The sequence below is a fragment of the Pseudarthrobacter sp. NIBRBAC000502771 genome (assembly GCF_006517215.1).
Classification (GTDB): Bacteria; Actinomycetota; Actinomycetes; order Actinomycetales; family Micrococcaceae; genus Arthrobacter; species Arthrobacter niigatensis.
Window position 1 is genome coordinate 1,931,923 of sequence record NZ_CP041187.1, and the last position, 25,324, is coordinate 1,957,246.

Sequence of the window (25,324 nt, forward strand, 5' to 3'; positions counted from 1 at the left end):
GGTCTTCTTCATGTCACCAAACCACGCCGGGCGTCACTAACGTCTGTGGTCAATACAGCTAGGCTGGCCGCCGGCCGGAGCAAGGCCTAGTCAAAAAAGCCCACGATGTAGCCGATGAAGTACAGCAGGAACAGCAGCACGCCCGCTCCGATGGCCGCCAGCCAGAAGATCTGCTGACCCCGGCCGGAGCCCGGCTGGCGGGGCTCCTGGGTGCCCGCCACGGAACCTTCGCCCGGCGGGGTTTCTCCCGGCGGCACTCCACCGCCGGGCTCCAGGCCGGTGATCTTGTCGTCTTCCGGGTCCGGATTGGTTCCTGACACGTTAACTCCCTTGCCTTGCTCGCGGTCTGGGTTTTCCCAGCGTAACCGGCCCCGGTGATTGGTCCTAGGCTGGTGCAGTGACTTTCCTTGAACCCCTTACCCTGACCGGCCGGCATGTAATCCTGGAGCCGCTGGCGACGGAACACCACGACGGACTGCTGGAAGCGGCCAGGGACGGCGAGCTTTGGAAGCTCTGGTACACCTCGGTTCCGGAACCGGAGGCCATGGCCGCGGAAATCCGGCGCCGGCTCGCCCTGCAGGAGCTGGGATCCATGCTGCCCTTCACCACCCGGCTCATTGATCCGGGCACGGGCGGGCCGGGCCGCATTATCGGCATGACCACCTACATGAACATCGACCCGGCCACGCCCCGGGTGGAGATCGGCTCCACTTGGAACGCGGCGTCCGTGCAGGGGACAGGGACCAATCCCGACTCAAAGCTGCTGCTGCTCCGGCATGCCTTCGAAGTGCTGGGCTGCCCGGCCGTGGAGTTCCGCACGCACTGGCTCAACCACCAGTCGCGGGACGCGATCGCACGGCTGGGCGCCAAGCAGGACGGCGTGCTCCGCAGCCATTCACGGACCAGCGACGGCAACCTGCGCGACACCGTGGTGTTCTCCATCCTGGAGCATGAATGGCCGGCGGTCCGCGCCGGGCTTGAGCACCGGCTGGCCCGCCGGGGTTAGTGGGTGAGCCTTATATCTGGTTCCCCTTTGAACGTGGATCTTCTGGCGTAGCTGCGTAGTTGACAGGGTATTGCCCCAGCCACGGGCCGTCATGGGGGCTTTCTACCCTTCCTGCAGAGGACTTTTGGGGGCCTCATGCAGGCGCGTGTGGTTAGCTGTGCTGGTGGGCGAACAGGGCAGGCCGGTGGGCTGGGATGGCGCCGTCAACGCGTGGCGGATATCCGGTGGAATCTACCGGATGGGGCGGCGGGAGTGGCTGACCGAAAAGGGCTGGAAACAGGCGTTCGACGACGGCGTCCGCACCGTGGTGGATCTCCGGAACCCCTCGGAGGGGCGGCGCCGGGACTCGGATCCAGTGGTTCCGGCCAGCGCCTGGGCGGCCTTCGACGTGGTCCAGGCGCCCACAGAGGAGTCGGGCGATCCGCGGTTCGCATCCGTCACCGGACCCTACCTGAACGATCCAGCCCACTATCCCGAGAATGCCAGGCTCTTCCCGGAGAAACTGGTGGGCGTCTTCCGGGCGCTGGCCCTTGCTGCACCCAGGGGAGACGTCGTGCTGCACTGCGCCGCCGGGCGCGACCGCAGCGGACTGGTGGCAGCCATGATCCAGGACCTGGCGGGTGACTCCGATGAGGAAATCGCCGATGGTTACCGGCGGGCCGCCCGCGGCATCAACGAGCGCTACCGCACGCATGGGCCGCCACACAGCCGGGAGCGATACCTGACAGAGGGGGAACTTGGGCCCCTGCTGGAGCAGCGCGGGCTTGCAGTGGTGGAATTCGTCCGCAATTTGGACACCCGCGGCTACCTCCTGGCCCATGGACTGCCGGAAGCGGAGCTTGATTCTGTTTCCGACCTCGCGTTCCGGAAGATAACCTTGTGACTCAAGTTACTGAAGTGACTGCTGATATTTGTTGATGGCAGTTGAAGTCACCGAGCGCCTCGACGCGGGCGTGGATGAGCGGAACGGCGAGCCCCATGAAGAAGATCTTTGTCGCAGGAACCATGGCCGGCGTGATGCTGTCATTCGGGTTGGCTGCCGGACCCGCAGTGGCGCAGCCCGTGCCTGCCACCCCGGACGTTCCCGTGGACACGACGGGGCCCTCCAGCGCTGGCGTGGCTGAGGCGCTTCGGCGTGATCTCGGCATTAGCATGGCCGAATTCAATGCTGCCGGCGAGCTCGGCCGCCGGGCCGCTGAGGCAGCGCCCGGCTTACGGACCCTGCCTGGCTTCGTGGGCATCAGCCTGGACGCCGGCACGATCAAGGTGCAGGGTGACGGGCCGGAGCTTCGGGCCAAAGTGGATGAACTGAACCGCTCGGGTCACGCGGACTTTGTGCTGGTTCCACCCATGGCCACGCCCGCGTCAACACCGGCTGCCCCGTCCGCCGCCGCCCTGCAGGACACGCCGCCGGCATCTCCGCCGGCACCCGTGCTCGTCGCGGGCGACATCGACCAGCTGTACAGGGCCTACCTCCGCGATGTCGGACCCCAGGGCCTCCAGGCAATCGCCTACACCGGCGGCCATTTCGTCATCCGTACCGGGTCCGTCAATACTCCTGAGTCCGGAACCCAGGCAAACCAGCCGGAGGCCACCCCGGCCACCAGCGGCCCAACCGGCACCGGCAAGATGACGCCGGCGCAGTTTGTTGCCCTGTACACCAACGTAAAACTGGAGAAGGGCGCCGCGGTCAAAACCGAGGGGGATCTCCTGGGCGGACAGGGGTACTACGCCGACAACACCGCGATCTGCTCGGCCGGTTTCAGCGCGTTCAGCCCGGCGGGGCTGCCCTTGGTCCTGACTGCCGGCCACTGCACTGCTGACGGACTGGCACGGCAGGCGGCCGTGGAGCCCCCCTCGTGGGCGCCCGCCAGCGGCCCCGGTGCCGCCACGCCCCAACCGCTGCCTCCGCTGGCACCCTTGGGCACCTTTGGGTTCAGCCAGTTCGGCGGCCCCGGCAACTCGGCGGCAGCGGCGGACGGGTCCGTGGCCGGAACTGATATCGCCGTCATCCAAAACATCGCACCGTCGGTGAACCCCCTGCCGGCAACCACCACCTGGGCGTCTCCGGCGGCACCGGACCCAGTCAAAATCATCGGAACCATGGCGCCCTTCCAAGGCCAGGACGTCTGCAGGTCCGGCCGGACCTCCGGCTGGAAATGCGGCACGGTCGATGCCGTGGGCATCTGGATGATGCCGGGCGAAAAGAGTCTTCCGCCCAACTACGACAACGATCTCCGGCCGGTCCGCGCCTTTGATTCATCGACGGTCAAGTCGAAGGGAGGGGACTCCGGCGGCCCGTGGATCAGCGGCAACTTTGCCGTTGGGACCCACACCGGTGCCGAGAGCGAGAACGGCGTCCAGACCCGGGCCATCGCAGCTACCCTGCAGGATGCCCTTGCGGTGCTGCCCGGCTACCAACTGGAATTGTTCCTCAACAAGCCTGCCGTCACGGCCCCCGCTGCCGGGAAGGCCTACCAGCCTGGCCAACAGATCAGCGGCCAGGTTCCGGCGGCTCCAGCATCTGCGGTCGCGGCAGGATCCTCGGTCCGCATCACGTTCCAGGGAAAGGATCCGTTTGAGGTGCCCGTGGACTCCGCCGGGACGTGGACCTTCACAGCTCCGCAGGATGCGGGCACGCTGCGGTTCACCGCGGAAACGGTCAACGGGTACAGCAGGTCCGGTGCGAACAGCTTCGAATTCGCGTCCGCCGCACCGCCGGTTCCTCCGGCCAGCCCGGCACCGACCGCGCCGCCAACGGCAGCGGCCCCGTCATCACCCGCGCCAGCTACGCCTGCTCCGCCCGCTTCCGCCGCAACCGTGCCTGCTCCGGCTGTCCCTGCCCCCGCAGATCCGTCACCCGTGGCGCCCGCTGAAACTCCCGCCGTCGTACCTCCGCCGGCAGCCGGCCCGGCCACCAGCGCACCTCCCGCCGGACTTGCCAACACGGGCGGAAGCGGGGATGCCGGCAGCGGCGGACTGGCCTATACCGGACCATCCGGATTGGTGCCGGCGGCGGCTGGTGCGGGCGCTGCGCTGGTCATCGGGATCCTGCTGACGGTCATTGTCCGCCGCAGGAGGAGGCAGTTGGACTAGGGTTCCTTGGGGCAGCCGCCGCTACTTGTGGCGCTTCATCAGCAGGTTGGTGATGCGCAGCGTGCACAGCCGCTGGCCGGCCTCGTTGGTGATCAGCACCTCGTGGGTGGTGAGTGTGCCGCCCAGGTGGATCGGCGTGGCGGTGATGGTCACCTGGCCCTCACGCGCAGAGCGGTGGTGGGTGGCGGAGACATCCACGCCCACGGCAGTCTTGCCCATGGTGCTGGCATGGATCACCGCGGCCCAGGACCCGACTGCCTCGCCCACCGCCAGGGAAGCGCCGCCGTGCAGCAGCCCGAACGACTGCCTGTTCCCCGCCACGGGCATGGTGGCCACCACGCGCTCCACGGACTCTTCCAGGATCTTCACGCCCATCTTCTCGTCCAGCTCCCCGAGGGTGATCTTCCAGAGTTCGTGCTCCGAGGGCTGGCTTCCGGCATCATCTTTCGGGGCAGGGGCGTTCATGGTTCTCCTTTGGGGCGGCCAATTCAGTGCTGGCCTTCTAGTCTGCAGCACGGCACGTCATGTATGGTGAATATATTACCGAACGGACGGTCAGTAATGACCGGCCGGTTTGCCTGCCCCCTTGTTGGAAGGACCGTCAACGATGACCACCACAGCCACAGCTCCCCAGGCCACGGTCGACACCGTGGAGACAGTGCCCAGTTTTGTCATGGACGCCTGGTGGACGCCCGACGCCGGCTCCTCGGCTTCCGCGGTCCCCGTCCGGGACGCGAGCACGGGGGAGATCCTGGCCAAGGTGAGCACGGAGGGGCTGGACCTCGGCGCCGTCGTGGAGTACGGCCGCACCACCGGCCAGGCCGGACTGGGCCAGCTGACCTTCCACCAGCGCGCCCTCAAGCTCAAGGAGCTGGCGCAGTACCTCAACGCGCGCCGCGAGCACTTCTACGCTTTCTCCTACCAGACCGGTGCCACCAAGATCGACTCGATGGTGGACATCGACGGCGGCATCGGTGTCCTGTTTACCTTCGGCTCCAAGGGCCGGCGCGAACTGCCCAACGCCCAGGTGGTGGTGGACGGCCCTATGGAAGTCCTTTCCAAGGACGGGTCATTCGCCGGCGAACACATCTACACCCGCATCCCGGGCGTCGCCGTACAGATCAACGCCTTCAACTTTCCGGTCTGGGGCATGCTCGAAAAGTTCGCCCCCGCCTTCCTCGCCGGTGTCCCCACCATCGTCAAGCCGGCCACCCCAACGGGATATGTTGCCGCAGCCGTGGTCAAGGCCATCGTGGAATCCAACATCCTGCCCAAGGGCTCCCTGCAGCTCATCTCCGGGTCGGTCCGCGGCCTGTTGGACGTGCTGGATTACCGCGACCTGGTGGCCTTCACCGGTTCCGCCTCCACGGCCAAGTCCCTGAAGGCCCACCAGAACGTTGTGGAGGGCGGCGTCCGGTTCACTTCGGAGACCGACTCCCTGAACGCCGCCATCCTTGGCCCGGACTCTGTGGAGGGGACCCCGGAATTCGATGCCTTCGTCAAGTCCGTGGTCACCGAGATGACGGTCAAGGCGGGCCAGAAATGCACCGCCATCCGCCGGGCCATCGTTCCGCAGGAACTGGTGCCGGCCGTGTCCGCGGCCATCGGCAAGCGCATCGCCGAGCGCGTGGTCCTGGGTGACCCCCGCGGCGAAGGCGTCACCATGGGCGCCCTCGCGTCCGTGGAACAGCTGCAGGATGTCCGTGCCGCCGTGCAGTCAATGCTCGACGCCGGCGGTAAGCTTGCGTACGGAACGCTCGATTCGCCGTCGGTCACCTCCGCCGATGGAACAACCGGGGTAGTGGACGGTGGGGCCTTCATGGCACCAGTGGTCCTGAACTGGGACAACCCGGAAGCCGAGGCAATCCACTCGCTCGAGGCTTTCGGGCCGGTGTCCTCCGTGATCGGCTACAAGGACCTGGCCGACGCCGTCCGCCTCGCCGCCCGCGGCGGCGGTTCCCTGGTGGCCTCGGTGTGCACCAACGATCCTGAGGCGGCCCGCCAACTGGTCACCGGGATCGCAGCCCACCACGGCCGCGTCCTGATGCTCAACCGCGAGGACGCCCGCTCCTCCACGGGGCACGGCTCACCCGTTCCCCACCTGGTCCACGGCGGGCCGGGACGCGCCGGCGGCGGCGAGGAACTGGGCGGCATCCGGTCCGTGCTGCACCACATGCAGCGGACCGCCATCCAGGGCTCCCCGAACATGCTCACCGCCGTCACCGGCGTGTGGCACACCGGGGCTGACCGCAACTTCACCGTGGAGACCGAAGGAACCCACCCGTTCCGGAAGCACCTGTCCACCCTGCGGATCGGCGACGCCGTCCGCTCGGACCTCCGGCAGGTCACCCTGGAGGACATCACGGCGTTCGCCAACTCCACCGGGGACACCTTCTACGCCCACACGAACGAAGAGGCCGCGGCAGCCAACCCGATCTTCCCGGGCATCGTGGCGCACGGCTACCTGCTGCTGAGCTGGGCCGCAGGACTCTTCGTGGAGCCTGCGCCGGGCCCCGTCCTGGCCAACTACGGCCTGGAGAACGCACGCTTCACCAAGCCGGTTGCCGCCGGCGATTCCATCCGCGTGACCCTCACCGCCAAGAAGATCACGCCGCGCGAGACCGACGAGTACGGTGAAGTGGCCTGGGACGCCGTGCTCACCAACCAGGATGACGAGATCGTGGCCACCTACGACGTCCTCACCCTCGTCGAAAAGTAGCCACACGCCCCATCACTTACTGTCGGTTCTTCCCACACGCCCCATCACTTCTTTGAAGAAAGTGATGGGGCGTTTGGGTTTGGTGGGCGGGAGGTGATGGGGCAATTGGACGCGGTTCTTTTTGGGGCCGCCGGGCGTATGATTCTGCCCGTAGGAGGTGGCCCCAATGACCCTGAAAATGAACGCAGCCACAACCATCCTTCCTGTCGATGATGCAGCCCGTGCCCGCAGTTTCTATACCGAAAAGCTGGGGCTCCCGCACCGCGGAATGACGGACGATGGCAGCGAATTGCTCGGCACCGACGGCGGGCCGCTGTTGCAGCTGATGCCGGTCTCCGACGGCAGGCATTCGGACCACACGGCGCTGAGTTTTGAGGTGGCGGACATCGAGGCTGCCGTCCGTGACATGGAGGCGCGGGGCGTCATGTTCCAGGACTACGACCTGCCCACGCTGAAGACGGAAAACCACATCTGCACCACGGCATCCGAGAAGTGCGCATGGTTCATGGACACCGAGCACAATATCCTCTGCGTCCACCAGAACCTGGGCAGCGGGCCGGAGTACCAGGTCTAGGCATTCGGCACGCTGACAAACAAAAACAGCAGGGGCGCCCCGGTCGGATCGGGGTGCCCCTGCTGTTGCACTGTATGCCGGCGTTAGCTCTCGGCGCCGCCGTGCAGGCCGTCGTCGCTGCTGTCATCCTCGCGGCCGGTGCCGTGGCCGTCTTCGCTGCGGTCGGAGAGGTCCATGTTGCCGCGGGCCTCGTCCATGGTGGGGCCGCCCGGCGGGACGCTGTAGGTGTCGGGGCGGATTCCGTGCGACTGCTCCTCGATCAGGGCCTGCTCTTCGCTGAAGCGGATTGCGTTGGCCTCGTCGCCGGCGTCGCCGGGGATGTCTTCGCGGAGCTTTGACGGATCCGGGATGATGAATCCTCCGTCGGGCTCTTCTTTATGGGTGCTCATCTTCCCTACCTCCCTGGAATCACTGGTTTCCTACCACCGTAGCCGGGGAGCCGCTAAATACCAAGCACGCTTAGTACTTTGCTGCGTCCCGGGGCTGCGCGGCCTATAAGTCTGCGTGCAGGCCGTCGAATGCCATGGAGATGACGTCGTCGGCCAGGCGCTGCGGGGAGAGGGACCCGCCCGGCTTGTACCATTCCACGATCGAGTTGATCATGCCGAACAGGAGCCTCGTGACGGTGCGGGGATCGATGTCCTGGCGGAGCGAACCCTCGTCGCGGGCGGCCGAAATCAGCACGGCCACCTTGTGGTCGAAGGTCCGGCGGCGTTCCAGCGCGTCCCGCTCGATTTCGGTGTTGCCGCGCAGCCGCAGCAGCAGCGTGACGAAGGGCAGGCGGTCCACCAGCACCGCCACCGTTTGGCGGAGGACAAACTCCAGCCGGGAGTCCGCGGCCCCTGAGGCGGCCTCCGGCTGCTCAAGGATGGACTCAAGGCCGCCGAGCGCGTGGTCAAGGGCAAGCTTGAGCAGGTCGCCCTTGGACGGCACGTGGTGGTAGATCGCGGACTTGGAGATGCCCAAGTTGTCCGCCAGGATCCCCATGGACGTGGCGTCGTAGCCATGGCGGTTGAAAACGTCGACGGCGATGCGCAGCACGGACTGCTGGTCGTATCCGGGACGGCCGCGCTTGGCGGCGCCGCCGACGGCGGGGCTGGTGGTCTGGCTGGTGCTGGGCATAGTGGCTAGTTTCTCACGAACGGTCGGTCGGTCCGGGAGCCCGGGCCGGCCGGGAGGTTCCCCGGCCGGCCACGCCCCGCAGCATGTATCACTACGCCTTGGGCCGCATGTCGTAGATACGGCGGAGCTTGCCGTTGGACCGCTCCAGCGAGCCGGGTTCCACCACGTTCACGGTGCACGAAGAACCCACGTGGATCTTGATCTGTTCCTTCAAGGTGCGCGCCGCCGTCGTGCTCTGCTCAACGGTGACCGCGTCCCGGCGCTCGATCCGGACCGTCAGCTGGTCCATGCGCTGGCCTTCCGGGCGGGTCAGTTCGAGCTGGAAATGCGGGCTCAGCTCGGGGATGCGGAGGGCGATTTCCTCGATCTGGGACGGGAACAGGTTCACGCCGCGCAGGATGATCATGTCGTCGCTGCGGCCGGTGATGCGGCCCATCCTGCGGTGCGCCGGACGCGCCGATCCGGGCAGCAGGCGGGTGAGGTCCTTGGTCCGGTAGCGGATGATGGGCAGCGCTTCCTTGGTGAGCGACGTGAAGACCAGCTCGCCGTGCTCGCCGTCGCGCAGGACGTTTTCCTTGCCCGGGGCCGGGTTGAAGGCGTCGATGATTTCGGGGCGGAAGTGGTCCTCCCAGATGTGGCTGCCGTCCTGGGTTTCAACGGCCTCGCCCGCCACGCCCGGGCCCATGACCTCGGACAGGCCGTAGATGTCGCACGCCTTGATGTTCATCATCACTTCGAGTTCGTGGCGCATCTCCTGGGTCCACGGCTCGGCGCCGAGGACGGCGAACTTCAGTGAGGTGGAGGCGGGGTCGATGCCCATGTGTGCCATGGCGTCGGCGATGGTGAGCAGGTACGTGGGCGTGGCAAGGATGGCGTCCGGTTTGAAGTCCTGGATCAGCTGGATCTGGCGCTCGGTCTGGCCGCCGGACATGGGGATGACGGTGCAGCCCAGGGCCTCGGCTCCCGCGTGCGCGCCGAGGCCGCCGGTGAAGAGGCCGTAGCCATAGGCGTTGTGGACCTTCATGCCGGGGCGGATGCCGGAGGCACGGAAGCTGCGGGCAACGAGTTTGGCCCAGTCGGCCAGGTCCTGCTTGGTGTAGCCGACAACGGTGGGCCGGCCGGTGGTGCCGGAACTGGCATGGATCCGGGCTACTTGGTTCTGCGGCACCGCGAACATGCCGAACGGGTATTCCTCCCGCAGGTCGTCCTTGGTGGTGAAGGGGAAGTTGCCAAGGTCCTCGAGTTCGCGCAGCTCGCCGGGGTGGATCCCGGCTTCGTCGAACTTGCGCTTGTACAGCGGCACGCGCTCATAGGCGTAGGCCACGGTGTGCTGGAGGCGGGTGAGCTGGAGGGCCTCGAGCTCGTCGCGGGAGATAGTCTCCTCGCGGTCCAGGCCAGGATCGATGCCGGCAGCGGCGGGGGTTTCGGGGGCATGCAGGGTCATGATTTTCCTACTTCTTAGGGATGGTGCGGCTGCGTCCGCGGAACTCGGCGATGAGCTCGCCCGGGCTGCTGGAACTGGGCTGGCCTTCGGGAGCCGGCGCACCGGCGTCGGCGGCGAAGATTTGGATGTCGTAAAGTCCGCTGCGGCCGGCGCTGGAGCGGCGGTCCGCGACGGCGGTGAGCACCTGGCCGCGGAAAGCGGGCTTGAGGAAATTAATGTCGACGCCGGAGGCAACGGTGATGGTGTTTTCCTCGCCGGGGGCAGGGTGGATGGGGTTGCACGCCAGGGCGAAGGCAGTGTCGCCGAAGGCGAAGATCATTCCGCCGTGGGCCATGCCGAAGCCGTTGAGCATTTCCTGCCGGAGCGTCATCCGGATGGTGGCGTGGCCGTCGCTGAGGGCGAGGACCTCGATTCCCATCCACTCGGAGGCGTAGTCGTTTTCCAGGATGGGGTGGGTAGCCCCGGAAAGTGTAGTTTCAGCCATGCGTCATTGCCTCCAGCTTTATTTACCGAATGTTCATTAGGTAATCCCATGAGGGGGTCAGGTGTCAAGGGGAGGCGCCCCGCGGGCGGGCCTTCCCGCCCTGTTGCCCGGCCCGTTTTCCGCACCAAACCGGGGACACGCCGTCGTCCGCGGCGCGCCGCACGGTGCCTAGGAAAGCAACTGGGCCGGAAAGCACGACGGCGGCACGCACCTTCCGCTGCAGACTTCCGCGAGATGGCACCTCACGGCAGTTTCCGGGCGTGGAGACCACCATCAAGTGCCATCTCGCGGGCTGGAAGTGCAAGGATTGGAGGGACCGGCACCAAGAGCAAAGGGCGGACCATGGCCACAGGCATCTATGTCAGCGCAACCACCCCCGGGTCGGGCAAGTCCCTCGTGGCCCTGGGCCTGGCCGACACCCTGCACCGGCATGCGGACAGGATCGGCTTCTTCAAGCCGGTAGTCCACGGGCCCTTGGCTGCCGATGACCCCATGGTGGCGCTGATGAAGGCCCGGTTTGCCCTGGAGGACGAGCGTTGCCGCGGCGGCCTGACCCACGAAGAGGTCCGCACCCTGCTCGCAGAAGGAAACCGGGCGGAAATCGATGCCCGGTGCGTGGAGATTTTCGCGGACATCGCCCGGCACTGCGATGTGGTGATCGTGGAGGGGACGGACCTGGTAGGGCAGGACTCCGCCGTCGAATTCGACCTCAACGCGCGGCTGGCCAACAACCTCGCCACGCCCGTGGTGGCGGTGGTGGGCGCCAAGGGGCGGACCGTCGCCGAGACCGCTGCCGCCGTCGAAGTTGCCCGCAAGGAACTCGCCGCCGAACGGTGCGCACTGCTTGCCATCATGGTCAACCGGGCCGCCGCCGGAGACCTGGACGCCATCGCGGCAGCCCTGAAGCCCGGAGCTTCCGGCCGCCCCGTTTACATCCTGCCGGAGCTTGAGGAAATCGCCCGCCCCACCACCGGTGAGGTGGCCGCGGCGCTGGGCGTCCGCCAAATTGCTGGAACGCCGGACATGGAACGCGACGTCAGGGACATCAAGGTTGCCGCGATGAACGTGGGCAACTTCCTGAACGTACTGGACGAGGGCGCCCTGGTGATCGTGCCGGGGGACCGGGCGGACGTGATGGTGGCCTGCCTGGCCTCGTCCTTCTCGCCCGAATTTCCCGTGGCCTCGGCGCTCATCCTCACCGGCGGCCTGGCGCCGGACGCCAACATCTACCCGCTCCTGGCGCAGGCACCGTTCCCTGTTTTTGCCGCGGACGAGGACACGTACCAGACCGCCCGACGGGTGTCGGAGGTGCGCAGCGAAATCTGGTCCGGGCACCGGCGCAAGGTGGCCTCCGCGCTGGGCCTCTGGTCCCGCCGCGTGGACGAAGCCGAGCTGGTGGAGCGGCTGCACCTTCCCAGGGCGGAACGGATGACCCCGCTGCGGTTCCTGCACGACCTTATCGAACGGGCCCGGGCGCAGCGCCGCCACGTGGTACTGCCCGAGGGGACCGACGTGAGGATCCTGCGGGCCGCCGAGATCCTGCACCGCCGGGACGTCTGCGACCTGACGCTCCTGGGCCCGGAGTCCGACGTCCGGGAGCTGGCAGCCGCCAACGGCATCGACCTGTCCGGCATCACGGTCATCGACCCCGCCACTTCAGACCTTCGGCCGAAGTTCGCCGAGAAGTACGCGGAACTGCGGGCGCACAAGGGCGTGGACCTGCCCAAGGCGCTGGAGATCATGCAGGACGTCAGCTACTTCGGCACCATGATGGTCCAGCTGGGCGTGGTGGACGGGATGGTGTCCGGTGCGGCCCACACCACGGCGCACACCATCCGGCCGGCCCTGGAGTTCGTGAAGACGCGTCCGGGGGTGAAGATTGTGTCCTCGGTTTTCCTGATGCTGATGCCGGACCGCGTGCTGGTCTACGGCGACTGCGCAGTCAATCCGGACCCCAACGTGGAGCAGCTGGCGGACATCGCCCTGGCGTCGGCCGAGACCGCGGCCCAGTTCGGGGTGGAGCCGCGGGTGGCCATGCTCTCGTACTCGACCGGGGGCTCGGGCGCGGGTGAAGCCGTGGACGAGGTGCGGCAGGCCACCGAACTGGTGCGCCAGCGCCGCCCGGACCTGGCAGTGGAAGGCCCCATCCAGTACGACGCCGCCGTGGACGCCTCGATCGCCGCGTCAAAGATGCCCGGCTCCTCCGTGGCCGGCCAGGCGACGGTGTTCATCTTCCCGGACCTGAATACCGGCAACAACACCTACAAGGCGGTCCAGCAGAGCTCCGGGGCCGTGGCGGTGGGCCCGGTCCTGCAGGGGCTGCGGAAACCGGTCAACGACCTCTCCCGGGGCTGCACGGTGGAGGACATCGTGAACACGGTGGCCATCACGGCCATCCAGGCGCAGGCACCAGCCTCCATGACCCCGCTGCAAAAGGACGACGCCGGCACTTAGGCAGGTGCGGGCGTCGCCTAGGGTGATCACATGGACCAGCCGCTGATGGCCACGAAGCTTTACGTTCCGGTCCCTCCGCGGGGCCTGGTTGCCCGGCCACGCCTTTTCGAAAAACTGGTCCACACCGAAGGCGCCGCACTGACGCTCGTCTCCGCCCCGGCAGGCTTCGGGAAGACCGCGCTCCTCGCTGACTGGCTCGCAGACACCACGGAGCAACAGCGGAGCGTCGCCTGGCTTTCGCTGGAACCGGCGGACAGCGACCCGGCCACATTCTGGGCTTATGTCATAGCTGCCTTCCGGAAAGCACTCCCCGGTATCGGCGCCGCAGCGCAGGAGCTGGTCGCGTCCCCACCATTGGCAACCGAACTTGTCCTGACCGTGCTGCTCAATGACCTCGCCGCAGCCGCCCATGACACCTGGTTGGTCCTGGATGACTACCACGCAGTGGACAGCCCTGCCATCGCTGACGGTATTGCCTACTTCCTCAAACACCGTCCGCCCAACGTGCACGTGGTGATGTCCACGCGCTCGGACCCTGGCCTGCCCCTTTCACGCTGGCGGTCACGGGGAGAGCTCCTGGAGATCCGGGCAGCAGACCTGCGGTTCACCCGGGACGAGGCTGCGGCTTACCTCAACGGCGCGGCCGGGCTCGGACTGGCCGACGCCCAGGTGTCAACGCTGGAGCAGCGGACGGAGGGCTGGATTGCCGCCCTGCAACTTGCCGCACTGTCCATCCGGGACCGGCCGGACCCCGCTGGTTTCATTGAGGGGTTTGCAGGGGATGACCGGTACGTCGTGGATTACCTTGTGGACGAAGTCCTGCGGCACCAGACGGACAACGTCCGGAGCTTCCTGGAGCGCACCGCAGTCCTGGACCGTCTGACGGGTCCCCTGTGCGATGCCGTGGCTGGAACGCAGGACGGCGGCCGCATGCTGGCAGACCTGGAGCGGGCAAACCTCTTCGTCATTCCCCTCGATGACAGGCGGGATTGGTACCGCTACCACCACCTTTTCGCCGACGTCCTTCGAAACCGGCTGCTCAGGGACGATCCCGGGCGCGTTCCGGTACTCCACCGGCGGGCCAGCCGCTGGCATGCGTCCCACGGTGGCACCGCCGACGCCATCCGGCACGCCCTCGCAGGCCAGGACAACGAGTTCGCGGCCCTGCTCGTGGAACAAGCCGTGCCGCTGCTCCGGCGCAACCGCCAGGATACGGTGCTGTTCGCGTGGCTCCGGAAACTCCCTGACGGCTCCATCCGCCGAAGCCCGGTGCTTATCGTCTTTTATGGGGCGATGCTGATGGCGGAGGGCGACCTGCGCGGCGTGGAGCAGCGTCTTGCCGACGCCGAGGAAATGCTCGCGGCCGCGGCTGCCGTCCGTCCAGAGAATCCGGACATGCCGCCGGACCCGGAGAACCTGGAGCTTCAGGCGTTACCGGCGACAATCGCCACCTACCGCGCAGCACTTGCCTTGGCCCGGGGAGACACGGCCGGAGCTGCGGCGTACGCGCGGGAGGCCCTTGAACGCGGGCGCCCGGAGGACCACCTGTCGCGCGGTGCGGCGGCGGGTTTCCTGGGACTCGCTGCCTGGGCTGCCGGGACGGTTGATGAAGCGCGGCAGATCTTCACGGAGGCTATAGCCAGCCTTCATGCCGGGGGCAACCTTCTCGACGGGTTTGGCAGCACCGTGATACTGGCGGACATTCTGCTCACGGCGGGCCGGCCCGGTGAGGCGCGCCGGATCTGCAATGTTGCGCTGCAGGCTGCCGCAGATCATGGGGAATCGCTGGTGCGCGCCAGCGCCGAACTGCACGTGGCTCTCAGCGAAATGTGCCGGCAGGCCGGAGAACCTGGCGCGGCAAAAAGCCACCTTGATGCCGCCGCAGAGTTCGTCGAACGCGGGCCGATGACGGAAAGCCGCTACCGCTGGTTCCTGACCGCTGGATTGTTGGCGCAGGATGCGGGCGACGCTGGACGGGCTGTCAGCTGCCTGGACCGGGCAGAGCAGCTGTACCGGCCGGGTTTCTTTCCGGAGGTCCGCCCTGTTCCCGCAGTCAGGGCACGCCTCTGGATACGCCAAGGCAACCTCGCCGCCGCCGGTGCCTGGGCCCGTGCGCTCGGGATCACAGCGCATGACGACCTCGGTTACCTTGGGGAGTACAAACCAACTGACCCTTGTCCGCCTGATGATCGCCGAGCAGCCGGCCGATCCTGCTGCCGCTCTTGATGCACCTGACCTCCTGGACCGGCTGGCCACCAATGCCGCGGCATCAGGCCGGGCGGGCAGCCTGATGGAAATCAGGATGCTCCAGGCCTTGGCCCTTGCTTTGTTGGGCCGGCGGGCGCAGGCGCAGGAGGCGCTAAGGGAGGCCCTCACGGCGTCACCGGAGCCGGAGGCCTACGTGCGGTTGTTCCTCGACGAAGGGGAACCACTGCAGGCACTTCTGCGCGAGACCGTACGGTCGGGTGACGGGACGCACCACGGCGCCGTTGCAACCGCCCGGCACCTGCTCGGCTTGGCTGCCCCATCCGGGGAGGAGCCGGCACGCTTGGGGGAGGAGCCGCCGGCCGTCATTGATCCGCTGAGTGAGCGCGAACTTCAGGTCCTCCGGCTCCTGGGCACTGAGCTCAGCGGCCCGGAAATTGCCCGGGTCCTCTTCATTTCGCAGAACACCCTCCGTACCCACACCAAGCACATCTTCACCAAGCTTGGCGTGACCAGCCGGCGGTCGGCGGTCGCCCTTGCGCGACGTCATGGCCTGGCCTGACTCCCGGATCACCCTCACGGATCACATCATCGGGTGATGCCCGCTCACCCAACGGATTCCTATCTTGGACTTATCCGGCAGCGCTCCGCAGCCGGAACCCGGAAACCCCAAGGCCCAGGAGCCCAACATGTCCATCACCACCACCCGCCTCACCCGTTGGGCCGGCGTCAGCGCCGCCGCCGCGGGTGCACTGTTCATCGGTGTCCAGATCAACCACCCACACTTGGACGCCGAGTTCGCTGTCACCACAGAGTACGCCGTACGCCAATCCCTCAAGATCCTCATGGCCTGGCTGTCCCTGATCGGCATCACGGGCATCTACCTTCGTCAGGCTTCACGGGCAAGCGTCCTGGGGCTGGTGGGATACCTTGTATTTGCGGCGGGCTACCTCATCATGACCGGCATGGAACTGATCGGACTTGTGGTCCTTCCAACGGTGGCCCGGACCAATCCCGGCTACGTGAATGACGTCTTTGCCCTGATCCTGGGTGAGCCGGTGCACGGCGATGTGGGCCTGATGACGGTGCTGAACCTGGCCGGTGCGGCCACGTTCCTGGGTGGCGGCCTCTTGTTCGGCATCGCACTGTTCCGTGCCCGGGTCCTGGCCCGCTGGGCCGCCGCACTCCTGGCCGCAGCCTCGGTGGCAACCCTGGCCATACCGTTCCTGCCGCAGGTCAACGAGCGGCTCTTCGCCATTCCCACCGGTGTGGCCATGATCGGCCTCGGTTACTCCCTCTGGCGCGGACTGAAGCCCGCTGGCGAGTCCCCGGCCCCAACCGCGGTACTGGGCCAGGTCGGTATGCCGTGACCGCGGACCCTCGACAAGATATGCCCGGCCGGTACCGCATCCGTGTCGGAGGGCACCTTGACCGGAACTGGTCTGTGTGGTTCGGAGGACTGGCGGTGACGCACGACGACGGGGGAACCACCTCCCTAAGCGGGACGGTCCCGGACCAAGCGGCCCTTCACGGGCTGCTTGCCAAGGTCCGTGACCTTGGCCTCGTGCTCATCTCGGTGGAGGCGGAGGGAACGCATGACGGCGGTACCGGGCTTTTCCGACAAAGCCCGGTACCGCCGTCGAACGCCTAGCTGTTGTCCGGCTTGGCGGGGCTCTCAGGGTCCTCCTGCTTTGCGGGTTCGTCGGAGAGACCCTGCGGCGTGAGGTCCAGGTCTTCGGGGTTCTCCGGTGCTTCCGGCGCTTCACCGGTTTCCGCAGCCTTAAGGTTTCCGGTATCGTCCAGCGCCGGGTTGGCGCCCTCAACGACGGTAGGGTCCTTGGAGCCGGACCCGGAGCCGGATTGAAGCGGCGCCGTGCTGCTGGATCCGGTGTTGGTGGGATCGTTCTCTTCGCCCGAAGTGGGTTCGTTCGTCATTCGGAAAGTCCTCTCGACGTGGGCCAGCCTTGTCCGCCGACCATAGGCACAGCCGGGGTGCATGCGCAAGGAAGGAGTGCACTCCATCCGTTACCATCACTGGCATGCCCGGTACAGCCATCACCACCGCCTTCATCCCCGTCCGCGACCCTCACGCGGCGGCCCACTGGTACAGCCGCATGCTGGGACTCGCCGTCGCGGACACGAACAATTTCTCGGCACTCCTTACTGGCACCGGAACCGCATCGGTGACGCTGATGGGCCCGGACAGCGGCATCCAGGCTGACCCGGGGCTTTCGTGGGCGACGTGCAACTTCAAAGTCGATGACCTGGACGCCAAGCGCGCAGAGCTGGCGGGCCAAGGCGTCCCGGTGGGGTCCATTACGGGCTCCCCGGACGTCTGCCTCTTCTTCACGGCCCAGGACCCGGACGGGAACACGCTGCTGCTGACCGACCGTTAGCGCGGCCACATATAGTGGGGTTGAACTGCAGACGCCAGGCTGAGGAGGCCCCGCATGCTCGTGCTCGTGATCAACTCCGGTTCGTCGTCGTTGAAGTACCAGGTCCGTGACGTGGCGGCCGGGACGGTGCTCACCGAGGGACTGATCGAGAAGATCGGCATGGGCAACGGCGGCGGCGGGGACGGTGAGGTCGAAGGCCCGCGGGACCACGCCGAGGCCCTGGAACAGGTTGACGCGGCGATCCACCGGGAGCTGGGGGACCGGGAACTGGGCGCCGTGGGGCACCGGGTGGTCCACGGCGGCGAGCGGTTCGCCGAGCCCGTGCTGGTGGACAACGAAATCACCCGTGCGATCGAACGCCTCAACCCGCTGGCGCCGCTGCACAACCCCGCCAATGTCCTGGGCATCCGTGCCATCACCAGGAAATGGCCCAAGATGCCGCAGGTGGCCGTCTTCGACACCGCCTTCCACCGCACCCTGCCCGAGCATGCCTGGCGCTACGCCGTCCCGGATGAGCTGTACACCAACCACGGCATCCGCCGGTACGGCTTCCACGGCACCTCGCACGAGTATGTTGCGCGCCGGGCCGCGGCGCTGCTGGACGTCCCCATCGAGGAGTTCGACGGCGTCATCGCCCACCTGGGCAACGGCGCGTCCGCCACCGCCATCCGGGGCGGCCTCTCCGTGGACACCTCCATGGGTTTCACTCCGCTCGAAGGCCTGGTGATGGGCACCCGCTCCGGCGACCTGGACCCGTCCATCCTGGTGTTCCTGGGCCGTGCCGGGTGGACGCCGGAGGACATCGACACCATGCTGAACCGTGAATCCGGGCTGAAAGGCCTGGCCGGCAACAACGACATGCGCTCCGTGGTGGAGGCCGCCGAGTCCGGCGACGAGAAGGCCAGCATGGCGCTCGCGGTGGCGTCCTACCGGCTGGCCAAGTACATCGGCGGCTACCACGTGGCCGTCGGCGGGGCCAAGGCGCTGGTGTTCACCGCCGGAATCGGTGAGAACTCCCGGCAGTTCCGGGCGCATGTGGCGGACCGGCTCGGCGCCCTGGGCATCGAGCTCGACGGCGGCCTGAACGCTGAGCGGTCTAAGGAACCGCGCGTCATATCCACGCCGGGCTCGGCGATCCCCGTCCTGGTGGTTCCCACCGACGAGGAGCGCGCCATCGCGGAGGCGACCGCCGCCGTCGTCGGGTCAGCTGCCTCCTGACCCCGCCTGATCCTCAGTAGGTGTCGTAGTCGCAGGGTTTGACCGCGGGGTCTGCCGGAGTCCTTGCGGCCAAATCCTGCAGCCGTCCAATGAGTTCCCGGGTATCCGCGTCCTGTTCCAGGACCCCGTAGACCGGTGCTGAGGCCGCACGGAAAGCTGCGAGCTCCTGCTCTGTTGCCATGACCACCTTGCCGCCACCCTCGCAGTACTTCCGGGCTTCCGCTGAAAGCGGTGCGAGAAGGGCGGAGGCCCATTCCCTGGTTGCATCGGCAGCCTCCTGGAGAATCCGCTGTTCGTCCCCGGTGAGGGCGGCCCTGGCCTTGTTATTGATCACCAAGGTGCTGATCTTCGAATGAACCACAAGGTTTCCGGTGGCGATGGCACGGCCCATTGCGTTCCGTGCCGTCGGCAAATCCTGGGCGTAGGCCATGGACGATTCGGCGCCCCCCACCGTTCCCCTCTCCACGCCGTCACCGAACTCCTGGTCGTCCAGGTCCACGGGTATGGCACCCAGGGCCGCGAGGATGGCGAAGGTGGTGTCGGACAGGGGCGCCCTGACCACCATGCCCTTGACATCCGCGAGGGTGAGGATGGGTGTGGTGAAGGAGAACAGCATCCTTGGGCCGTCCGGAAAGAGCGCCAGGCCTGTGACCCCGGCACTCTCGAGGCTGGCCAGCATCCCGCGGGCATGCTCCGGTTTCACTACTTCCTTGATCATTGCGCTTGATGTCACCAGGAAGGGCGCGGAGAGTGCCCGGAAGTCCAGGACGCCTTCCGTGTCCCACGTCCGGGCCGGCACTACGGCCATCTCCAGGTCTCCGCCCATCACCCGTCGGGCAACCACCTGGTCCCAGCCTTTGTCCGAGTCCCCTCCCGCCCGGTACACCGGGTCAACCACCAAGGTCCGGTGGGAACGGGCCTGCACCTGCCGGGCAAATTCTTCGATCTGGCCGCGGGTGGGCCCGATTGCATCGTCCTGGGTGCCGATGCGCAGCACTTTGGGGCTGGGAGCTGTTGTGGTTGCTGCCCGGGTGGGGTCCTCCGTGGAGTCCTCGTACGTGCAGGAAGTGGCGCCCAGCAGAATGCCGACGGCGACGAGGGCTGCCCAGGGCTGTGCGGACTTCACTCTTGCCCCTACTTTCCAAGGGAACGGTAGATGCGACAACACGGGCGCCAGCGAGCCGTACGCGAACGGTACTCCCGGAGGTTCGCCAGGGCAAGAGCCCTCCAGCCACGCGGGGTGGGGGCCGTCGTCGTTCTTTGCGGGGCGGTGGCGTAACCTCGATCCATGCCTGAGATCCGCCTGCCCATCACCACCGAACGGCTGGTCCTGCGCCGGTTCAACGGCGGTGACCTGGACGCCTTCCACGCCTACCACTCGCTGCCGGATACCGCGCGCTTCCTGCCCGGGCCGGCCAAGACCTATACGCAGTCCATGGAGCGGGTGGGCAGGTACGCCAACTTTGTCTTCGAGAAGGAGGGCGACTGGGTGGCCCTGGCTATCGAAGCCGCCGAAAGACCGGGCCTGCTGGGTGAAGTGGTCCTGAAATGGCTCCCCGGCGAGGGCCAGGCCGAAGTTGGATGGACCTTGGCGCCGGCGGCCCGCGGCAAGGGCTACGGCACGGAGGCCGCCGACGCCGTGCTCAGCCTTGGCTTCGAAGAACTTGGCCTGCACCGGATCGAGGCACGGCTGGATGAACTCAACCATGCCTCGGCCGCACTCTGCAGCCGGCTGGGCATGCGGCTGGAGGCACGGCATATCGACAAATGGCGGTACAAGGGACAGTGGGCTACCGAGCTGGTTTACGCCATCCTGGCCGCTGAATGGCGCATCGGCGCCGCCCGTTAGCCGCTACGCCCGGCCTTTGAGGATCAGGTTCCAGTAAATTTTGGGAAAGAGATCCCGGTCCACCACCCAGGACAGCCTGCTCTCGTTCCAGGTAGGTATCCGGGGGATGGTGGGTTTGGGCCGGTACGTGTCATCGAACTCGGCGAACACAACAGTGTCCCGTGACACGGTGAACGGACAGACCGAATAGCCATCATACTTTGCGCGCAGAGGCTTTCCTTTCCTGGCGGCCACCAAGTTTTTGGCCACCACCTTGGTCTGCTTGCGCAGCGCACCGCCGGACTTCGAGTTGGTGGTGCCCGCGGCGTCGCCCAGGGACCACACGTTGGGGTAGCGGAGATGCCGCAGCGTCTGCCGGTCCACTTCCACGAAGCCGCCCGCGTCACCGGGAGCCGGCAGGTCCGTGGCCTTGAGCCAGTTCGGGGCCGACTGCGGCGGGACGGCATTGATGAAGTCGTACGCCAGGTCCTCCGTGGTGTGGGCGGCGTGGTCCCGGATGGTGGCCCTGCGCCCGGAAGGGCTGACCGCCACCAGTTCGCTGTTGGTCCGTAGTTCGATCCCGTACTCAGCGATCTTGCGGTCCAGTTCCCGGTCCACCTCCGGAACCCCGAACACGGTGGGGTAGGGCTGAACCATCACCACCCGGATGTTGTCCAGGACCCCCTGTTCCCGCCAGTAGTCGCAGGCCAGGTACATGGGTTTCTGGGCGGCGCCGCCGCACTTGATGGGGCCTGCCGGCATGGTGAACACGGCGGTCCCGGAGGTCATGGCGCTCAGCAGCGTCCAGGCTTTGGAAGCCAGTTCAAACTCATAGTGGGAGGCGCCGTTCGGCGAATGGACGGCCTCGGCGAGCCCTGGCACAGCGCCCCAGTCGTACTGCAGCCCCGGGCATACCACCAGCTGCCCGTAAGCCACCCGGGCCCCCGATTCCAGCGTGACGGTATTGCCCGCCGCATCCACGCCGGCGGCGGCATCCCGGATCCAGGTGACGCCGTTGGGGATGACGGATTGCTGTGGCCGGATGGCCTCTCCGGCCTGCGCCCGGCCGCCCGCGATGTGCGAGAAAAGCGGCTGGTAGAGGTGGTGGTCCCGGGGTTCGATCACTGCGACGTCCTTGACGCCGTAGCGCCGCAGCCGGGCGGCCAGGGAGATGCCGGCGTTGCCGCCGCCAATGACCACAACCTCGTGCTGGGCAGCCACGGGACTACTTCTTCTCGGTCAGTGCGGATGCCTTGTGCGCCGCCCGGGCGCCGGTCTTGTCCGATTCCACCACATACTGCGGCTCATCCTCGCTGGCGCGGTGGGTGTTGCCGTCGAGCTCGAAGTCGCTGGTTTTCTTCTCGACGATCCTGCCGTGCGTCTTGCCCTGTGAAGTGTTCCACTCCACGTGCGTTCCCTTGCTCAATGACATGCCTGCTCCTCTGTATCCGTGCCGGAAAACAAGTGCCCCCCAATGGTAAGCATGGTGAGCTTATTGGCGCATTGACAGTGGCGCGGCAGCGGTCCAAGCTGGCGCTGTGCCTACCTGCCGGCCGAGCCGCGTCGGCAGCAGGTGCTGTTCCAGGAGAATCCGATGCCAGTAGTAGAAGAATCCGTTGAGTGATGGGCTGGCGCTTCGACTGGACTGTCGAGGTGGTGGAGTTCGACCCGCCAAGGCGGATGGTGTCCCGCTCCGTTGAAGGGAAGCTGAACTTCACGGTGACGTTCACCCTTGAACCGGCCGGTGGCGGGACCCGGGTCACCCAGCGGATCGATGCCGATTCCGGCCTGGGCGGCATCTTTGGCAAGATCGCCGATCCCCTGGTAGAGCGCGCCCAGGGGCGCACCGTCCGCGCCTACCTTGAAACACTCGCTGAGTGGCTGGCGGAGCACCTGCAGCCCTGAAGCGCTGCCTGCTGCGGCGCGGCAAAGGAAGCGTACGACGGCGGGACCCGCCCGCCGTCGTACCTTCAGTCCTGTTTCAGGCCGGCGCCGGGGAGGAGCTCGGTGGCGCCCAGGGCGTCGGCGATGAATGCGTAGTCCCAGGCCCGTTCCCGCCACTGCACGTACCGGCCGGAGGCGCCCCCGTGTCCACCGTCCATCTCGATCTTCATGACGATGGGCGCGGTCCCCGTCGTCTTGTTCCGCAGTTCCTGCACCCACTTGGCCGGTTCAACATAGAGGACCCGGGTGTCGTTGAAGGACGTCACGGCGGCGATCCTGGGGTAGGACACCTCCCGCACGTTCTCGTAGGGGGAGTAGGACTTCATGTAGGCGTAGGCCTGGGGATCGGTGATCGGGTTGCCCCACTCTTCCCACTCCAGCGCGGAGAGCGGCAGGTCCGGGTCCAGGATGCTGGTGAGCGGGTCCACGAACGGCACCTGCGCCACAATGGCGGCGTACTTTTCGGGTGCCATGTTGGCAATGGCGCCCATCAGCAGCCCGCCCGCGGAGCCTCCAAGCGCTGCGATCCGGGCCGGGTCCACCCATCCGGAGCCTGCCAGCCAGTCAGTGGCGTCCACGAAGTCGGTGAAGGTGTTCTTCTTGGTGAGCTTCTTGCCGTCCTCGTACCAGTGCCGGCCCAGCTCGCCGCCGCCGCGGATGTGGGCGATCACGAACACGATGCCGCGGTCCAGCAGCGACAACCGTGCGATGCCGAAGCCCGGGTCCATGCTCATTTCATAGGAGCCGTACCCGTAGACCAGGCCGGCCGCCGTCGAATCCCGCTTCACGCCCTTGTGCCGCAGGACGGACAGCGGGATGCGGGTGCCGTCGCCGGCGGTGGCCCATTCCCTGGTGGCCACGTAGTCGCTGCCGTCGTAGCCGCCCAGGACCGGGCTTTCCTTGCGCAGCAGCAGCTCGCCGGCCGGCTGCTCCGAGGTGGGCAGGACGAAATCGTAGATGCGCGACGGCGTGAAGTAGGACGTGTAGCCCAGCCGGATGACGGGGGATTCGTAGTCCGAGCCGCCCACGCCGGCGGTGTAAAGCTCCTCATCGAAAGCCGGTTCCACGGGCTCCTGCTGGGCGGGCGTGCCCAGGCCGGCCAGTCCCATCACCTGCACCCGCTCGATGGTGTCCTTGCGGATGGACACCACCAGGTGCGTGGCGGTGACGCCGGCGCCGTTGACGCGCACGTCGTCGGAATGCCCGACGACGGTCTGCCAGGTCTGTTCGGCCAGCGGCTTTTCCAGCTCGGCCGGGTCCGCCAGGGAGACCATGGAGTTGATGGCACCGCGGTTGTGCGTGAGCAAGATGCGTTCCTGCCCGTCGAGCAGGAAGGGTTCGGCCTCATACAGGACGCGCTCGTTGCGGGAAATGACCGTGGTGATGGCGCCGGCGGGATCGTCGAAGCGCAGCAGCCTGGTTTCGCTGTACTCCGAGCATCCGATCCCCAGTACCAGGTGGCGCCGGTCCGCGGAGAGTTCGAAGCCCAGCCACATGGCCGCGTCGTCCTCCTGGTACACCACCAGGTCCTCCGACACAGGGGTGCCAAGGACGTGCGCCTTCACCTGGTAGGGGCGCCAGGACTCGTCTACCACGGTGTAGAAGAGACGGGTGCCGTCCGGGGAGAATGCCACCCCGTAGAAAATGTTTTCAATGACATCCGGCAGCAGTTCGCCTGTGCGCAGGTCCTTGATCCGCAGCGTGAAGCGTTCGTCGCCGGCATTGTCCACCGCGTAGGCGTACAGGTTGCCATCCACGGTGACCGCTGTACCGCCCACGGAGAAGAACGGCTTGCCTTCGGCCTCCACATTGCCGTCCAGCAGGATCTCCTCACCCGGGATCTCCACCCCGGCCTCTACAGCCGGAGGCGTCCAGTCGGCCACCTTGTCCCCGGAGTCCTGTGCCTTAACCCGGCAGTGGATGCCGTACTCCTTGCCCTCCGCCGAGCGGCTGAAGTACCACCAGCCGTCCTTGCGGTGCGGGACGGACAGGTCGGTTTCCTGGGTGCGGCCTTTGATCTCCTGGAAAATGGCCTCCCGGAGCGGTTCCTGGTGCGCCGTGACGGCTTCCTGGTAGGCGTTTTCGGCCCGCAGGTGCTCCACCACCTCCGCCGATTCCTTGTCCCGCAGCCACTCGTAGTTGTCCACGAAGGTCTCCCCGTGGTGGGTGCGCTCGGTGGGGATCTTTTTGGCGGCCGGGGGAGCCGGGACCGCAGTGCCGGCGGAATCCTGCAGGGAAGTGGAGGTCATGGATTCAATATATCCACCACCCCCGCGGGCCAGGGGGCCGTTCGCTGTCGGGGGAGACGCCCTTGGCTGGAAGAGGGCGAAAGACCCTGGGTCTCATCCTCCCGGTCCGGGACTGACGGATCCGCACGTTGGCACCCCCCGCCGTCGTGATGCTCCATCACCTATGGCTCCTAAAACCGGCGTTTAGGGACCAAAGCTGATGGAGCAACCGGGGAGGAGAGGGTGGTTGCAGGCGGACCGCAAGCGTAGGCTGGGCAGTCCAAGGCACATCCGCCCAGCGTGAGAAGGGAAGTTCATGACCATCCCGCCAGTGCACGAACCTGAGCCGTTCCCGCCGGAACCGGGCCCGGAGCCCACCTCCCCGGACCCTACCCAGCCGCACCCTCCCGGCCCGCCATCCCCGAATCCGTTCCCCGCACCGGCGCCTCCGGGACCGCTTCCCGTCCCGGATCCCGGCCCGGCGCCGCTCCGCCCGGACCCCACCCGGGACTGACCGCCAACCTCAAAGGGCCCTTCCGCTGCCTGCCCGTGCACGGCTGGGAGGGCCCTTTTCCATGCCCGCGGTGGCCGGAAAATTCTCCGGAA

25 protein-coding genes are annotated in these 25,324 nt (G+C 67.0%); 14 read left to right on the plus strand and 11 right to left on the minus strand.

The window, feature by feature from the left end:
• Positions 1–86 precede the first annotated feature (86 nt).
• Positions 87–320 (minus strand): DUF6480 family protein, encoded by a 234-nt coding sequence (locus tag NIBR502771_RS09000; RefSeq protein WP_141159459.1) that lies wholly within the window; start codon positions 318–320, stop codon positions 87–89.
• Between the two features lie 77 nt (positions 321–397).
• Between NIBR502771_RS09000 and NIBR502771_RS09005 the strand changes: the two genes are divergently transcribed.
• The 3 genes from NIBR502771_RS09005 (at position 398) to NIBR502771_RS09015 (ending at position 4,102) form a co-directional block, all read left to right on the plus strand.
• Positions 398–1,006, plus strand: coding sequence for a GNAT family N-acetyltransferase (locus NIBR502771_RS09005; protein ID WP_141159460.1), 609 nt, complete (start codon positions 398–400; stop codon positions 1,004–1,006).
• Between the two features lie 184 nt (positions 1,007–1,190).
• A complete protein-coding gene (locus tag NIBR502771_RS09010) occupies positions 1,191–1,889 on the plus strand; it encodes a tyrosine-protein phosphatase (protein ID WP_246839891.1) in 699 nt (232 codons plus the stop codon).
• 95 nt (positions 1,890–1,984) lie between these two features.
• A complete protein-coding gene (locus NIBR502771_RS09015; protein ID WP_246839846.1) occupies positions 1,985–4,102 on the plus strand; it encodes a S1 family peptidase in 2,118 nt (705 codons plus the stop codon).
• Positions 4,103–4,123: 21 nt separating this feature from the next.
• Here NIBR502771_RS09015 and NIBR502771_RS09020 read toward each other — a convergent pair whose 3' ends face one another.
• Complete coding sequence (locus NIBR502771_RS09020; RefSeq protein WP_141159462.1) at positions 4,124–4,567, minus strand: PaaI family thioesterase; 444 nt, start codon at positions 4,565–4,567, stop codon at positions 4,124–4,126.
• A gap of 142 nt (positions 4,568–4,709) precedes the next feature.
• Here NIBR502771_RS09020 and paaZ point away from each other — a divergent pair, with 142 nt between their 5' ends.
• Together paaZ and NIBR502771_RS09030 are read left to right on the plus strand one after the other, a co-directional pair.
• Positions 4,710–6,821, plus strand: a complete 2,112-nt coding sequence (paaZ, locus tag NIBR502771_RS09025) for a phenylacetic acid degradation bifunctional protein PaaZ (RefSeq protein ID WP_141159463.1) — start codon at positions 4,710–4,712, stop codon at positions 6,819–6,821.
• Positions 6,822–6,987: 166 nt separating this feature from the next.
• Positions 6,988–7,395: a VOC family protein gene (locus tag NIBR502771_RS09030; RefSeq protein WP_141159464.1), complete on the plus strand. Its 408-nt coding sequence runs from the start codon at positions 6,988–6,990 to the stop codon at positions 7,393–7,395.
• Positions 7,396–7,478: 83 nt separating this feature from the next.
• Here the strand turns inward: NIBR502771_RS09030 and NIBR502771_RS09035 are convergent, their stop codons facing one another.
• The 4 genes from NIBR502771_RS09035 to NIBR502771_RS09050 form a co-directional block, all read right to left on the minus strand.
• Entirely contained in the window at positions 7,479–7,784 is a 306-nt protein-coding gene (locus NIBR502771_RS09035) for a hypothetical protein (RefSeq protein WP_141159465.1), read from the minus strand.
• Positions 7,785–7,887: 103 nt separating this feature from the next.
• A complete protein-coding gene (locus tag NIBR502771_RS09040; protein ID WP_141159466.1) occupies positions 7,888–8,517 on the minus strand; it encodes a TetR/AcrR family transcriptional regulator in 630 nt (209 codons plus the stop codon).
• Positions 8,518–8,608: 91 nt separating this feature from the next.
• Positions 8,609–9,961, minus strand: a complete 1,353-nt coding sequence (paaK, locus tag NIBR502771_RS09045) for a phenylacetate--CoA ligase PaaK (RefSeq protein WP_141159467.1) — start codon at positions 9,959–9,961, stop codon at positions 8,609–8,611.
• A gap of 7 nt (positions 9,962–9,968) precedes the next feature.
• The gene (locus NIBR502771_RS09050) at positions 9,969–10,445 is read right to left on the minus strand and encodes a hotdog fold thioesterase (RefSeq protein WP_141159468.1); all 477 of its coding nucleotides are present in this window, start codon (positions 10,443–10,445) and stop codon (positions 9,969–9,971) included.
• A gap of 342 nt (positions 10,446–10,787) precedes the next feature.
• Between NIBR502771_RS09050 and pta the strand changes: the two genes are divergently transcribed.
• The 5 genes from pta (at position 10,788) to NIBR502771_RS20840 (ending at position 16,755) form a co-directional block, all read left to right on the plus strand.
• Positions 10,788–12,899: a phosphate acetyltransferase gene (pta, locus tag NIBR502771_RS09055; protein WP_141159469.1), complete on the plus strand. Its 2,112-nt coding sequence runs from the start codon at positions 10,788–10,790 to the stop codon at positions 12,897–12,899.
• Between the two features lie 30 nt (positions 12,900–12,929).
• Positions 12,930–15,125 (plus strand): helix-turn-helix transcriptional regulator, encoded by a 2,196-nt coding sequence (locus tag NIBR502771_RS21110; protein ID WP_168225727.1) that lies wholly within the window; start codon positions 12,930–12,932, stop codon positions 15,123–15,125.
• Positions 15,085–15,666, plus strand: a complete 582-nt coding sequence (locus NIBR502771_RS21115) for a response regulator transcription factor (protein WP_168225728.1) — start codon at positions 15,085–15,087, stop codon at positions 15,664–15,666. The genes NIBR502771_RS21110 and NIBR502771_RS21115 overlap by 41 nt, the downstream gene beginning before the upstream one ends.
• 127 nt (positions 15,667–15,793) lie before the next feature.
• A complete protein-coding gene (locus NIBR502771_RS09065; protein ID WP_141159471.1) occupies positions 15,794–16,474 on the plus strand; it encodes a hypothetical protein in 681 nt (226 codons plus the stop codon).
• 95 nt (positions 16,475–16,569) lie between these two features.
• Positions 16,570–16,755 (plus strand): hypothetical protein, encoded by a 186-nt coding sequence (locus NIBR502771_RS20840; RefSeq protein ID WP_210411369.1) that lies wholly within the window; start codon positions 16,570–16,572, stop codon positions 16,753–16,755.
• On the opposite strand, the gene NIBR502771_RS09075 is transcribed toward NIBR502771_RS20840, so the two are convergent.
• Complete coding sequence (locus NIBR502771_RS09075) at positions 16,752–17,039, minus strand: hypothetical protein (RefSeq protein WP_141159472.1); 288 nt, start codon at positions 17,037–17,039, stop codon at positions 16,752–16,754. The two genes, NIBR502771_RS20840 and NIBR502771_RS09075, sit on opposite strands and share 4 nt — an antisense overlap.
• Before the next feature lie 104 nt (positions 17,040–17,143).
• On the opposite strand from NIBR502771_RS09075, the gene NIBR502771_RS09080 reads away from it, so the two are divergent.
• Positions 17,144–17,500, plus strand: coding sequence for a VOC family protein (locus tag NIBR502771_RS09080; RefSeq protein ID WP_141159473.1), 357 nt, complete (start codon positions 17,144–17,146; stop codon positions 17,498–17,500).
• Positions 17,501–17,554: 54 nt separating this feature from the next.
• Complete coding sequence (locus tag NIBR502771_RS09085; RefSeq protein ID WP_141159474.1) at positions 17,555–18,718, plus strand: acetate kinase; 1,164 nt, start codon at positions 17,555–17,557, stop codon at positions 18,716–18,718.
• 13 nt (positions 18,719–18,731) lie between these two features.
• On the opposite strand, the gene NIBR502771_RS09090 is transcribed toward NIBR502771_RS09085, so the two are convergent.
• Complete coding sequence (locus tag NIBR502771_RS09090) at positions 18,732–19,844, minus strand: TRAP transporter substrate-binding protein (RefSeq protein WP_168225729.1); 1,113 nt, start codon at positions 19,842–19,844, stop codon at positions 18,732–18,734.
• A 162-nt stretch (positions 19,845–20,006) separates the two neighbouring features.
• On the opposite strand from NIBR502771_RS09090, the gene NIBR502771_RS09095 reads away from it, so the two are divergent.
• A complete protein-coding gene (locus NIBR502771_RS09095; RefSeq protein WP_141159475.1) occupies positions 20,007–20,567 on the plus strand; it encodes a GNAT family N-acetyltransferase in 561 nt (186 codons plus the stop codon).
• Between the two features lie 3 nt (positions 20,568–20,570).
• On the opposite strand, the gene NIBR502771_RS09100 is transcribed toward NIBR502771_RS09095, so the two are convergent.
• On the minus strand, positions 20,571–21,767 hold the full coding sequence (locus tag NIBR502771_RS09100) for an NAD(P)/FAD-dependent oxidoreductase (RefSeq protein WP_141159476.1): 1,197 nt from the start codon (positions 21,765–21,767) through the stop codon (positions 20,571–20,573).
• 4 nt (positions 21,768–21,771) lie between these two features.
• The gene (locus NIBR502771_RS09105) at positions 21,772–21,978 is read right to left on the minus strand and encodes a DUF2945 domain-containing protein (RefSeq protein ID WP_043452340.1); all 207 of its coding nucleotides are present in this window, start codon (positions 21,976–21,978) and stop codon (positions 21,772–21,774) included.
• A gap of 191 nt (positions 21,979–22,169) precedes the next feature.
• Here NIBR502771_RS09105 and NIBR502771_RS09110 point away from each other — a divergent pair, with 191 nt between their 5' ends.
• Positions 22,170–22,451 carry an SRPBCC family protein gene (locus tag NIBR502771_RS09110; protein WP_141159477.1) on the plus strand — a complete coding sequence of 94 codons (282 nt, stop codon included), beginning with the start codon at positions 22,170–22,172 and terminating at the stop codon, positions 22,449–22,451.
• A 65-nt stretch (positions 22,452–22,516) separates the two neighbouring features.
• Here the strand turns inward: NIBR502771_RS09110 and NIBR502771_RS09115 are convergent, their stop codons facing one another.
• The gene (locus tag NIBR502771_RS09115) at positions 22,517–24,739 is read right to left on the minus strand and encodes a S9 family peptidase (protein ID WP_141159478.1); all 2,223 of its coding nucleotides are present in this window, start codon (positions 24,737–24,739) and stop codon (positions 22,517–22,519) included.
• Positions 24,740–25,324: the final 585 nt, after the last annotated feature.